General features: G+C 61.3%; 10 protein-coding genes. All 10 read right to left on the bottom strand.

What is annotated here, in order from left to right:
* Positions 1 to 3 precede the first annotated feature (3 nt).
* Complete coding sequence (locus AC1DYR_RS05365) at positions 4 to 687, bottom strand: energy transducer TonB (RefSeq protein WP_477704184.1); 684 nt, start codon at positions 685 to 687, stop codon at positions 4 to 6.
* Between the two features lie 131 nt (positions 688 to 818).
* Positions 819 to 1,064, bottom strand: coding sequence for a (2Fe-2S)-binding protein (locus tag AC1DYR_RS05360; RefSeq protein ID WP_477704183.1), 246 nt, complete (start codon positions 1,062 to 1,064; stop codon positions 819 to 821).
* A gap of 282 nt (positions 1,065 to 1,346) precedes the next feature.
* Positions 1,347 to 2,054 carry a Fe2+-dependent dioxygenase gene (locus AC1DYR_RS05355; RefSeq protein WP_477704182.1) on the bottom strand — a complete coding sequence of 236 codons (708 nt, stop codon included), beginning with the start codon at positions 2,052 to 2,054 and terminating at the stop codon, positions 1,347 to 1,349.
* Between the two features lie 73 nt (positions 2,055 to 2,127).
* Positions 2,128 to 4,266, bottom strand: coding sequence for a TonB-dependent receptor (locus AC1DYR_RS05350; protein WP_477704181.1), 2,139 nt, complete (start codon positions 4,264 to 4,266; stop codon positions 2,128 to 2,130).
* Between the two features lie 499 nt (positions 4,267 to 4,765).
* Positions 4,766 to 5,242: a bacterioferritin gene (gene bfr, locus AC1DYR_RS05345; protein ID WP_457278807.1), complete on the bottom strand. Its 477-nt coding sequence runs from the start codon at positions 5,240 to 5,242 to the stop codon at positions 4,766 to 4,768.
* Between the two features lie 140 nt (positions 5,243 to 5,382).
* Positions 5,383 to 6,156: a ferredoxin--NADP reductase gene (locus AC1DYR_RS05340; RefSeq protein ID WP_477704180.1), complete on the bottom strand. Its 774-nt coding sequence runs from the start codon at positions 6,154 to 6,156 to the stop codon at positions 5,383 to 5,385.
* Positions 6,157 to 6,584: 428 nt separating this feature from the next.
* Positions 6,585 to 6,794, bottom strand: a complete 210-nt coding sequence (locus AC1DYR_RS05335; RefSeq protein WP_477704179.1) for a hypothetical protein — start codon at positions 6,792 to 6,794, stop codon at positions 6,585 to 6,587.
* Positions 6,791 to 7,963 carry a PepSY-associated TM helix domain-containing protein gene (locus AC1DYR_RS05330; protein ID WP_477704773.1) on the bottom strand — a complete coding sequence of 391 codons (1,173 nt, stop codon included), beginning with the start codon at positions 7,961 to 7,963 and terminating at the stop codon, positions 6,791 to 6,793. The genes AC1DYR_RS05335 and AC1DYR_RS05330 overlap by 4 nt, the downstream gene beginning before the upstream one ends.
* A 57-nt stretch (positions 7,964 to 8,020) precedes the next feature.
* On the bottom strand, positions 8,021 to 10,075 hold the full coding sequence (locus AC1DYR_RS05325) for a TonB-dependent siderophore receptor (RefSeq protein ID WP_477704772.1): 2,055 nt from the start codon (positions 10,073 to 10,075) through the stop codon (positions 8,021 to 8,023).
* A gap of 343 nt (positions 10,076 to 10,418) precedes the next feature.
* Positions 10,419 to 11,990 (bottom strand): alkyl hydroperoxide reductase subunit F, encoded by a 1,572-nt coding sequence (gene ahpF, locus AC1DYR_RS05320; RefSeq protein ID WP_477704178.1) that lies wholly within the window; start codon positions 11,988 to 11,990, stop codon positions 10,419 to 10,421.
* Positions 11,991 to 11,992: the final 2 nt, after the last annotated feature.

The following is an 11,992-nucleotide window of genomic DNA, read 5'->3' as shown; positions in this document are numbered from 1 at the left end:
AAATTACTCCAGGACGAAGTTGATGGGTACGTTGAACCACATCTCTTCGGCCACACCGCCACGCTTGCCTGGCACGTAGCGCCAGCGCATGACGGTGGTGACCGCTGCCTGGTCAAGCCGGTCAAAGCCGCTTGACTGGCGGATTTCGGTTTTCTTCGCCTGGCCGTCTGCACCAATCAGCACTCGCACGATCACTTTGCCCTGCTCGCCAAGGCGCCGGCTGATGGGCGGATAGGCGGGCTTGGGGTTTTGCAGGTAGTCGGCATCGCTCGATGGCAGCTGTACTGCCGGTGGTGCGGCCGGTGCAACGGGGGCCACGGCCACAGGCGCGGGCGGTAGCGGCGGCGTGACAACGCCTGTCGGGGCATTGGGCGAAGGTGTCGGGTCTGCGATGGCCAGCGGCTGGGGCGCGGGTTTGTCGGGTGCCCTGGCAACCGCTTTTTTCTGCACGGTGGGCGTGGGTGGGGTAGGGGGGACGGGCTCCACCTTGGGGGCGGGCGGGTCCACGAATTGCGTGAGGATTTCTGCAGGAATCACGATTTCGGCAGCTCGCATCAGCAAGCCGCTTTGCAGCGCCCAGATGAACCCTGCATGCAGGGCCACCACTGTCAGCGCGATAACGGCATTGCGGCTGAGGGGCTGGCGCGGCGGGGTGGGGCGCGGTGCGGTGGAGAAAGTGGCGTTCATCGAGAGGGAGATAGGTGGGCGAATGGCCACATGAGGCGCGGTTTCGGTCAAAAAGGCAACCGGGAATCAGCGGCGGAAGATCCACCACGCGGAGCCTATCACCAGGACAAGGCTGACAGGAAGGGCCGAAATCAGTATTGGGGAGAGGGTTGCAAGGTGTTCCATGGGCTGCCTTCCAGCGTGTGGGTGGCGAGCGTGATGTTGGCCGTCGGGCAGTTGGCGCTGCACTGCGCCACCACGTCGCGGGCGCAGCCTTCGCACTGGCCGCACTGGGTGGCCACGCCGAGTTCGAACTGGATCTCGTCAAAGCCCAGGCCTGCACGGGCATGGCGGGCAATTTCGCGGTCGGAGATTCGGCGGCAGACGCAAACGATCATGGATGGGCTTGGCTGGTGATTGATTCAATCGGTGCGTCGATTATAAATGCGAATCTATCGCATTTGCAATCATGAGATGCAGATTTCAGGAAGTGCGAGCCATTTGCAGAGGATTTTTGGCCTCGTTTTCGAAGCCAAATTCAGCAGTAAGCCTTTCTGAGCGGGCGCAAGCAGCTATGAATTAGATAGCGAAAAGGCAGTTCCTTGAGGCGAGCGAGGCATCCTGGGGGGTGATGGATTGCCAAGACCCTTCACGATGCAGGACAAACGCGGTCCAACCGCCTAAACCTCAGCCCACATCCGCAGCAGGTTGTGATAGCAGCCTGTAAGCCGTACCACCTCGGCACCTTCGGCCGCACCTGGGGTTGAGCGTTCCAGGTCCTTTTGGCGCAGCGAGGTAATGGCCATATCCATTTCATACAAAAGCCGGCGCTGGGCATCGGAACGCACCATGCTCTCAATCCAGAAGAAGCAGGCCAGCCGTTCACCGCGCGTGACAGGCTCCACGCGGTGCACCGATGTGCCCGGGTACATGACCAGGTCGCCCGCCTCGAACTTGATGCGTTGTTCGCCGTAGGTGTCCTGTACGACCAGTTCGCCGCCGTCGTAGCTGGCCGGATCGCTCAGGAACAGCGTGCAGGAAATGTCGGTTCGCACGTGCCGTGCTGTGGCGGCATGGGTACGTACCGCGTTGTCGATATGGTTGCCGAAATTGTTGGCGTCGCCGCCGTAGCGGTTAAAGAGCGGCGGATAGACCGATTTGGGCAGCGCCCCGGTCACGAACATCGGATTACGGGCCAGCGCCACCGACACGATGTGCCGCGCTTGCTGGGCGGCGGGCAGCTCTTCAGGCAGCTGCAGGTTGTTCTTGACGGTGCCGCTCTGGCTGCCGGCGGTGATGCGGCCGTCGGCCCAATCGGCGTCCAGGATCAGCTGGCGAACCTGCGCAAGTTCGTCCGGCTTGAGGGCTTGTTGAATGCGAAGCAGCATGGGGTTCCATCAATAAAAAAGGCACCCGGAAGTATCTCCCAGGTGCCTGAGTTTGGAAAATCCGATTCTCAGATCAGAATTTGCTGGTCCAGGTGGCACGCAGACTGCGTTCCGGTGCAGCAGGGCCGGGCCAGCCTGTATACAGGGCGGTGTAATAGACTTTGTTGAATACGTTGTCCAGATTGACCTTGATGGAGTTGTTCTGGTTAATCTGATATTCAAGCAGGGCATCGAATTTGGTATATCCCGGCACACTGTTGGTTGTCGGCACCGGCAAGGCGGGTTTGTTTTTGCTGACTGCTGTCAAGCCACCACCCACACGCCATTTGTCAGAGAACCGGTAGGTAGTCCACAAATTGGCTTGGCGGTGAGGAAGCAGCCCTGGTTCCTGGCCGACAGTCGCGGCTGACGCGGGGCTGGAGCCGGCCTTGTCAATGACACCGCGCATGAAGGCGATGCCCGCAAAAACGTCCCAGCTTGCGCTCAGGCGACCAGCAACTTCGAACTCCAGTGAGTTCGTGTGGCGTTGCCCCGACAACAGGAACTCCGTACCACCGGGCACAGTTTGCGTGTCGGTACTGCGCTCGTTGTACTTGTCTGTTCGGGCAAGGGCTGTGCGCAACGACAGATCTCCTCCAAACAGCTCCCACTTGGCGCCTATTTCGATGTTTCGGCTTTTTTCCGGTGGAGTGTTGGCCGTGGTCGCATCGTATTGGTACAGATCGCCTGAGGTGTTGAATGAGGTGCCATAGGATGCGTAATAGCTGACTTCATCGGTCGGCTGGTACATCACGCCCAGGCGAGTACTCAAGAGATTGTCTGAGCGGGACAGGCGGCCGCCAGTTACCCGGTCGTACTCCCCCTTGAAACTGTCGTGGCGAAATCCGCCGACCAGTTTCCAGGCCTGTGTCAGGCTGATGATGTCTTGCGCATATATGCCCACCGTGGTGGCCGTGAAGTTGTTGGCCCATGTCCGTACCCGGGTGTCGGCAACGCCTGCATTGCTTGCAATGCCGACCGTCGTTGAAGGTTTTCCGGGAACATTGCTGTAGCTGTCCCGGCCAGAGCGCTCCAGTGCGTATTCCCCGCCAATCAGGAGGTCATTCTTGAGACCGAACCAGTTTGTTTTCGTGACGTAGTCACTTTGCAGGAAGGTATGACGGTCCTGCCCTGCGCGTGTCTGGTTTCCGCGGTTGACGACTGTGTTCTGGTTGAAGTTCGCTTGCGTGACGCTAGCGGCGAACCCGTTAATTTGCGTGGCCCACAGATCACGGCTGAAATGTCCGTCTCTCAGCGTTGTTTTGAGGGTGCTGCCATCTGCCCAGCGATGCGTATGCGTGCCGGTGACAATGTCGGCGCTGTCGCGCTGGTAGTCCGAATCTACGCCATACCATTTATCGGGAGAGAAAGGCGCGGGTGCGTTCTGCAGCCAACGCCCGCCGAGGTCGGGCTTGTCGTTGTAGTTGAGATGGTACAGGCTGACCATGAATTCGTCCGACGTACCAATGCCCCAGCGGTAGTCTGCGGCCAGGCCGCGACGATGTGTTTCTGCTTTTCCGGCGCGGCCATCCCAGTCCGTTGTCATGACCCCGATGCGAAATGCAGCGTCATCCGATGTCTTGAAGTTGAAGTCGCCTGACAGGCGTAAGTAATTGCCGGTTCCTATCGTCGTATTCACTTCATGCTCTGTGATCAGGCGCGGAGTTTTGCTGACCTGGTTGATGATGCCTCCGGTAGAACCGCGACCAAAAAGCATGGATGCCGCACCGCGCAAGACTTCAACCCGGTCATAGTTGAAGGTGTCCCGGTTGTACTGGGAAATGTCGCGCATGCCATCCAGGTAGATATCTCCAGCAGCGCTGAAACCGCGCAAGCGAATGTTGTCGCCGATGCGCCCGCCTTCCCCTGCTTCAAAAGTAATACCGACAACGTTCTCAAGGGCGCTCTTGAAGCTGTCCTTGCCCTGGTCGTGAATCAGTTTTTCGTTGACGACCGTCAGCGATTGCGGAATGTCCTTGGCTGCCAATGGCGCTTTACCGACACTGGTAGTGCCGCTCTGATAAGTCTGGCTGGCGCGGTCGCGTGTGCCTGTCACCGTCACGGGCGCCAGGCTCCTGCCTTCGGGTGCAGTGGATGAAGTGGTCGTCGTGGCGCCGGTGCTGGGCGTCGGGGTGATGCTCTGGGCCCAGCCTGACACCGAAACCGCCAGCATGAGCGCGCCAAGCGGGAGCAGGGCTTTGTCGGAAGACGCGGCAGGATTGGCATCCGGGCCGGCAAGCGGCGTGAAATTGTCAGCGCCCGTGGTGCGGGTCTTTTTGTTGCGCGCAGGGCGTGCGGCGCGAGCAGAAGGGTGTGCCAAGATGGCCTCCAAGCTGGGTCCTGCCTTGCAGGCGGCGGACCGGGTTCAGGAAAAAGCTTGGCTGGCTCGAAATGCCCTCGGGCGCGAGTTGGCTGGCTCGTGAAGTTCGCTCGAAGTGTATATCAAATGATAATGATTCGTAATACCTTGTATTTGGATGTTGCAGGAATGACGAAAAAGCGATGCTTGTGTGGCGAAAACGCGATATGTCTCTGCGCAGCCGCAAAATTGAGGCCGGGAAAAGAGCTTCTGAAAACCAGGGGCAGTCAGCGTTGGCGCAAACAAAAAACGGGGCCTGTGCCCCGTTTTTTGTTTGCGCCAGGCATGTCATCCGGCTAGTTCAGGACAGCATTCAGCTCAACTCGCCCATCTGGCTTTGCAGGTAGTTTTGCAGGCCAACCTTGCCAAGCAGTTCAATCTGTGTTTCCAGGAAGTCGATGTGCTCTTCGGTGTCATCGAGGATTTCCTGCAGCAGGTCGCGCGAGACGTAGTCGCGTACGCTTTCGCAGTGGGCAATGCCGTCCTTGATGGTGGCCTGTGCACCGGTTTCGGCTTTCAGGTCGCAGTTCAGGGCTTCTGGAACATCCTCGCCGATCATCAGCTTGCCCAGGTCCTGGAGGTTGGGCAGGCCATCGAGCATGAAGATGCGGTCCATCAGCTTGTCGGCGTGCTTCATCTCGCCGATGGACTCTTCGTATTCCTTCTTGGCCAGCTTGTCCAGGCCCCAATGCTTGTACATGCGGTAGTGCAAAAAGTACTGGTTGATGGCCGTCAGCTCGTTCTTCAGCTGCGCCTGCAGGTGAGCGATGACTTTTGCGTCGCCTTTCATGGAGATTCCTTATCGTTGTGTAGTGCGGATCGCCCATTGTCACTGGCCGCGTGCGGTAACTCAAGCATTCCCCTGCCGGGGCGGTCTGGTTGCGTTTGATTGTGAGAAACGTTCGCATTGCAAACGTTTCCCGTTGTCAGTCAGCGCTCGGCAAATGCGCGTTCCACCACGAAGTGGCCGGCTCGCTGCATGTTGCCTTCCTCAAAGCCGCGCTCTTCCAGCATGGCCTTGATGTCGCGCAGCATGTCGGGGCTGCCGCACAGCATCAGGCGGTCGTTCCCGGTAGAGATCGCGGGCAAGCCCAGGTCGTTGTACAGCTTGCCCGACTGCATGAGCTCGGTGATGCGGCCTTCGTTGCGAAAGCGCTCGCGCGTCACGGTGGGGTAATACATCAGGCGTCCGCGCACCAGCTCGCCGAGGAACTCATGCTCGTGCAGCTCGTGCTCGATCAGCTCGCGGTAGGCGAGCTCGGCGCTGGTACGGCAACCGTGCACCACCACCACGCGCTCAAACCGCTCGTAAGTGTCTGGGTCCTTGATCAGAGAGAGAAAGGGCGCCAGACCGGTACCGGTGGCCAGCAGCCACAGCGTGCCGCCGGGCAGCAGGTTTTGCAGCAACAGCGTGCCGGTGGGCTTGCGGCCGACCAGGATGTCGTCGCCCGGCTTGAGGTGTTGCAGCCGCGAAGTCAGTGGGCCGTCGGGCACCTTGATGCTGAAAAACTCCAACTGGTCTTCATGGTTGGCGCTGGCCACACTGTAGGCGCGCAGCAATGGTTTACCGTCCACAGGCAGGCCGATCATGGTGAACTGGCCGTTGACAAAGCGAAAGCCCGAATCGCGCGTGGCGGTGAAGCTAAAAAGCGTGTCGGTCCAGTGGTGGACGGAAATAATGCGTTCTGTGTTGAAGGCGCTCATGAGAGAAAAAAAGAAGAGGGGAAAGAAATGGGGGGACGAGAAAGGGCTTGGGTGATGCAAGGGGCTCACCGCGCATCCCTTCAGGTCGTGCCCTCTGATCGTGCGTGAGCAAGCCTGAATTTTATAGCCTGAGCGGGCCTGCCGCCGCTGATGGCTATAGACGCCACATCGGCGCCAAGGTCAGGCACATCACCATCGCACTTCGCGCGGCGACAGAACTTAAGCGCCTGGCAGCCGCACCTGGGCAAGTGTGGCCCGTGAAGGTTTTATTGGAGTTGCTATTAAATCAGGAGCTGCTTGCGCTCGTTTCATAAGGGTTTCAGGCACTTTTCCCACGAGGTTTTGGTGTTTTTGTGCATCGCTTCAAAGTGCCGCCAGGTTAACTTTACCTATCGCACCAGAACAAAAAAAAGCAGTCACCCGCCCGTTCAGCGTTTGTGCGGCCCGCCGGGCACCCACGAGAACCAGGCCATCACAGCCACGGGTACGCCCAACCCCAGCCAGCACCACCAGTCGCCCCAGCCATCAGACACCAGCGCAGTCAGCAGGCCGGTGGTGCTGAGCGTGCCCAGCACGAGGGGCCAGCGCCACAGGCGCCAGAAAGCGGAGTCCTTCGCGGAATCGGCTTTTGCGCTCACGCGGCACCGCCGGTCGTTTCATGGCGCGCGGCATGCGGCGCTGGTATTTGCCCTGCTGTTTTTTCCGGCTTCGCCGCTTTGGCCGGATTACGCCGTCCAAGCCACAGGTAAAGGCCACTGCCCAGCACGATGATGGTCGCGATGTCCAGCAGGGCCCAGAGGATTTGCATCGGCATGCCGCCGTAGTCGCCGAAGTGCAGCGGCTGCGACACCAGCAGCGCTGTGAGGTACCAGGGCAGCGGCGGGCTGGCCGTGAGCGCATTGGTGCCGGCGTCCACCAGCACCGGCTTGAGCAGGCGCGAGTTGAAGGGCTCGTTGCCGCGCAGGAACACCGTGTAGTGGTGCGGGCTTGAAAACGACGTACCCGGAAAAGCGATAAAAGCCATCTTCATTTCAGGCGCCAGTGCGGTCGCTGATGAAGCTGCCTGCTGCACCGAGGCCAGGCGTGCCGGCGGTTTTTGCCCCTGGTAAGGCGCCAGCAGCGAACTCAGCTGGTCGTACTGCCAGTACTTGATCAACAGGTCGGCCCAGGTGTTGATCATGCCCGTGGCGCCCACGGTGAAGGCCCACACCAGCGTCACGATGCCCAGCAGGTTGTGCAAGTCCAGCCAGCGGGCGCGTGGGCGGGTTTGCCGCACTGTGCCGAAGTCCAGCTTGCGCATGAAGGGCGCATACAGCACCACACCCGAGACAATCGCTACCAGCAGCAAGAGCCCCATAAAGCCCAGAAAGAGTTTGCCCGCGTGCCCGGCAAAGAGGTCAACGTGCAGCTTGAACATCACATACATAAAGCCTTCGTCGAACCTGGGCTGGGCCAGCACAGCTGCGGTGCGTGCATCGACGGCGACCGTCTTGTTACCCACCTCGGACAGCGGCGTGTCGCCCAGCGTGACGTACCAGAAGCGGTCGTCGTCGATCTCGTGCGAGGCGAACATCGGCACCTTGCCCGGGTGCAGTGCCTGCGCGACTTCCATGACCTTGTCCAGGCTGGCGCGCGGCGTCTCTTTCGGTAAATCGGGCGCCTCAACTTCGGTGCCCAGCAGGTGGCCGATCTCATGGTGAAAAATCAGCGGCAGCCCGGTGAGGCACAGCAGCAGCATGAAGACCGTGCAAACCAGGCTGCTCCATTTGTGCACCCAGGTCCAGGCCTTGATGCGCCGGCTGTCCATCGCCGTCTTCTTGCCCGTGGGGCTGATCGTGGTCATCCTGGCTCTCCTTCTTGTCGTCTAGAAGCGGTAGGTGGCGCTGGCCACCACCGTGCGCCGCGCGCCATACCAGCAGTCGCCGCGGGCCAGGCAGGTGCTGAAGTAGGTCTTGTCGGTCGCGTTGTTGATGTTGACGGCGTAGCGCCAGTTCGCGGTGTCGTAGGCGAACATCAAATCCAGCAGCGCGGCTGCGGGGATTTCCGGGCCGTTGCCGCCGCCTTGCTGGTCCCGGAAAGCGCCCATCCAGCGCACACCGGCGCCCGCCGAAAAGCCGTTCACGCCGGCGATGGAGAAGCGGTACCTGGCCCAGGCGCTGGCCTGGTGCTTGGGCAGGCCTTCGAGCTGCTTGTCCAGCTCGGTGTAGTTGTAGTGCGCGACCAGCTCCAGATTGGACGTGACGGAGCCCTTGACTTCCAGCTCCAGCCCCTTGGTGCGCGTGGCGCCCACCTGGGTGTAGACATTGGGCAGCGGCGAGGCAATCTGGTTTTTCTCGCGCAGGTCATAGAGCGCGGCACTATAAGCCAGTGCGCGGCCCGCCGGCTCGTATTTCAGGCCCAGCTCCCACTGCTCACCGCGCAGCGGCGTGAAGAGTTGTCCCTTGATGGCGGCCTGCGGCGTGAAGGACTCGCTGTAGCTCACATAGGGCGACCAACCCGAGGGGTGGGCATACATCAGGCCCAGGCGCTTTGTGGTGGCCGAGGTCTCTTCATCAGAGCGGCCTTCGGCGCCCGACACGGACTTGTCGTGGCGCAGGCCCGCCGTCACGATCCAGTTGTCCAGCTTCATCTGGTCCTGCAGATACAGGCCTGACTGCCGCTGTGTGGTGCCCGGCAAGGCTGCGCGTGCGGGGATGAGCAGGTTGCCGTAGACGGGCGCGTAAGCGTCGATATCGCTGACCGTGGCGCCCGCCCAGGTGTTTTCGCTGTGGCGCGCAAAGTCCGCGCCCACCAGCAGCGTGTGCTTGAGCGTGCCGGTGCTGAAGTGGCCCTCGGCGTGGTTGTCCAGGGCGGTGATGCGGTTGCGCGTGAGCGAGCTGTCGTTGATGCGGCCCAGGCGCCGCTTGGCCACCGGGTCGGACCCCCAACTGCCCGGGCTGGTGAAGAAGTCGCCGTAGTGGTAGCGGTTGTCGTTCACGTTGCTCGAAGTGCGGAAGTTCTGGCGCACCGTCCAGGTGTCGTTGAACTTGTGCTCAAAGAGCCAACCGATGGACTTGCGTTCGGAGTCGTAGTAGTCGCCCGGCTCGCCGATAAAGCGGCTGGTGGGCAACTGGCCGTTCGGGTTGGGCAGCAGCGTCCCCTCCCATGGGAAGAACTGCGACGTCGAGCCGCTCTTGTCTTTTTGCCACAGCGCCTGCAGCGTGAGGGAAGTAGCCGCATTGGGCCGCCAGGTGAGCGACGGCGCGATCAGGCTGCGGTCGTCGGGTACGAAGTCAACCTGCGTGTTGGAGCTGCGTTTGAGTGCGACCAGCCGGTACAGCCATTCACCATCTTCCGTCAGCGGGCCGGTCAGGTCGAGCTGGAGCTGCTTGCGGCCGTTGCTGCCATATTGCACGCCCACTTCGCGCTGGGTTTCGGTTTGCGGCCTTTTGCTGACCATGTTGATGACGCCGGCCGCCGTGCCCGCGCCGAACAGCATGCCCGAGGGGCCGCGCAGTACCTCCAGGCGCTCCAGCGTGTAAGGGTCTGCGCGTGTGCGGCTGGTGTAGTAGCCGTAGGCTTCACGCAGGCCGTCCAGGTAGTTGTCCGGGTTGGCGCCGCGCACACGCACCGAGTCGGTTCGTGAATCCAGTCCATAGGCATCGGAGCGCACGCCGGCGGCGTAGCCCAGGGCGTCCTGCAGGTTGTTGGCGCCCTGGTCGGTAATCTGCTGGCTGGTGATGACGGTCACGGCCTGCGGCGTTTCGGACAGCAGCGTGTCGGTCTTGGTCGCGGTAGAAGCCCTTTTGGCGCGGTAGCCGATCACCGGGCCGGTGGCGGTTTCTTTCTCCTGGTCGGAGCGTACCTGCACTTCCCGAAGGGTTGTCTCGGCCGCTGTCTGGGCATATGCGCCTTGGAGCGCGGCGATCAGCGAAAGGATGGCGAACGGTACAACGTGGCGCGCGGCGTACGGAAGATGCGTGGTGAGCAAGTCAAAACTCCTGGGGAGGATCGCCAGGGAACTGGCGTGCGCACAGCAGCCCCTATCGCCACGGTAGGTGACGAAAATTCAGGGGGCCTGTGGGCGGGTTGTTGGCTTGCTACGCCTGGCAGCACGAGAAGGCTGCCGGGTTGTTTGGCTAGCGAGTAGGGCGCTGCGAACTATATCATTAGATGAGAGTAATTCTCATTTGGTCCCTGCAGGCCTTAGGGGATTCCGGTGAAAAACCGCGAAAAAAAGGCCGCCCGGGGAGGGCGGCCTTTTCGGGTATCCCATCACTGCATCACTGCACAGTGATGGGGCTGCGGATCAGGTAGTCAAACGCGCTGAGCGCCGCCTTCGCGCCTTCACCGGCCGCGATGATGATCTGCTTGAAGGGTACGGTCGTCACGTCACCCGCAGCAAACACGCCGGGTACCGAGGTCTGGCCCTTGGCGTCGACGATGATCTCGCCGTGTTTGGACAGGTCCACCACGCCCTTGAGCCAGTCGGTGTTGGGCACCAGGCCGATCTGGATGAACACACCTTCAAGCTCGACGGTTTTCAGCTCGCCGCTGGCGCGGTCCTTGTAGACCAGGCCATTGACTTTCTGGTCGCCGGTGATTTCGGTTGTCTGCGCGTTGGTGAACACCGTCACGTTCTGCAGGCTGTTCAGCTTGCGCTGCAGCACGGCGTCGGCGCGCAGTGCCGTGTCGAATTCGATCAGCGTGACATGGCCGACAATGCCGGCCAGGTCGATCGCCGCCTCGACGCCCGAGTTGCCGCCGCCGATCACCGCCACGCGTTTGCCCTTGAAGAGCGGGCCGTCGCAGTGCGGGCAGTAGGCCACGCCCTTGTTCTTGAACTCGTGTTCGCCGGGCACGTTGATGTTGCGCCAGCGCGCGCCGGTCGAGATCACGATGGACTTGCTCCTGAGCGAGGCGCCGCTTTCAAGCTGCACTTCAATCAGGTTTTTGTCCGGCCCGCTGTTCGGCACCAGCGCCTTGGCGCGCTGCAGGTTCATGATGTCCACGTCGTAGTTGCGCACGTGCTCTTCCAGCGCGTGGGCAAATTTGGGGCCTTCGGTTTCCTTGATGGAAATGAAGTTCTCGATGCCCATGGTGTCCAGTACCTGGCCGCCGAAGCGCTCTGACGCCACGCCGGTGCGGATGCCCTTGCGCGCGGCATACACGGCCGCTGCCGCGCCGGCCGGGCCGCCGCCGACGATCAGCACGTCGAAGGCTTCCTTTTTGTCGATGATCTTGGCTTCACGTTCGACGCCGCTGGTGTCGATCTTGGCGAGGATTTCCTCCAGGCTCATGCGGCCGTTGCCGAACATGGTGCCGTTCAGGAAAACCGTGGGCACGCCCATGATCTCGCGCTCCTTCACTTCGTCCTGGAAGGTGCCGCCCTCGATCATGGTTGTCTTGATGCGCGGGTTCTGCACCGCCATCAGGTTCAGCGCCTGGACCACATCCGGGCAGTTGTGGCAGGTCAGCGAGACATAGACCTCGAAGTCGAAATCGCCGTCCAGCGCGCGGATCTGCTCGAGCACGGGTTGCTCGACTTTGGGCGGGTAGCCGCCGATCTGCAGCAGCGCCAGGATCAGCGAGGTGAATTCATGACCCATGGGCAGGCCGGCAAAACGCGGGCCGTGGTTTTCACCGGGGCGGTTGATCGAAAACGAGGGCTTGCGGTGCGGGTCGTCGCGGCTTTCGGTCAGTTTGACCAGGGGCGAAGACTCGGCCACATCTTTCAGCAGCGACAGTACTTCACCCGAAGCCTCGCTGCCGTCGAGCGAAGCGACGATTTCGATGGGCGCAGTGGCGCGTTCGAGATAGCTTTTCAGTTGGGCTTTGGTGGCGTCGTCGAGCATGG

This window comes from Polaromonas sp. P1_F9 (assembly GCF_056405615.1).
Note: the sequence above shows the minus strand (reverse complement) of the source record. Positions and strands in the feature narration are given on the sequence as shown.

Coding starts and splice junctions, on each gene's coding strand:
- AC1DYR_RS05365 (WP_477704184.1), bottom strand. CDS start 687: ATGAACGCCACTTTCTCCACCGCACCGCGCCCCACCCCGCCGCGCCAG.
- AC1DYR_RS05360 (WP_477704183.1), bottom strand. CDS start 1,064: ATGATCGTTTGCGTCTGCCGCCGAATCTCCGACCGCGAAATTGCCCGC.
- AC1DYR_RS05355 (WP_477704182.1), bottom strand. CDS start 2,054: ATGCTGCTTCGCATTCAACAAGCCCTCAAGCCGGACGAACTTGCGCAG.
- AC1DYR_RS05350 (WP_477704181.1), bottom strand. CDS start 4,266: ATGCTGGCGGTTTCGGTGTCAGGCTGGGCCCAGAGCATCACCCCGACG.
- bfr (WP_457278807.1), bottom strand. CDS start 5,242: ATGAAAGGCGACGCAAAAGTCATCGCTCACCTGCAGGCGCAGCTGAAG.
- AC1DYR_RS05340 (WP_477704180.1), bottom strand. CDS start 6,156: ATGAGCGCCTTCAACACAGAACGCATTATTTCCGTCCACCACTGGACC.
- AC1DYR_RS05330 (WP_477704773.1), bottom strand. CDS start 7,963: ATGGACAGCCGGCGCATCAAGGCCTGGACCTGGGTGCACAAATGGAGC.
- ahpF (WP_477704178.1), bottom strand. CDS start 11,990: ATGCTCGACGACGCCACCAAAGCCCAACTGAAAAGCTATCTCGAACGC.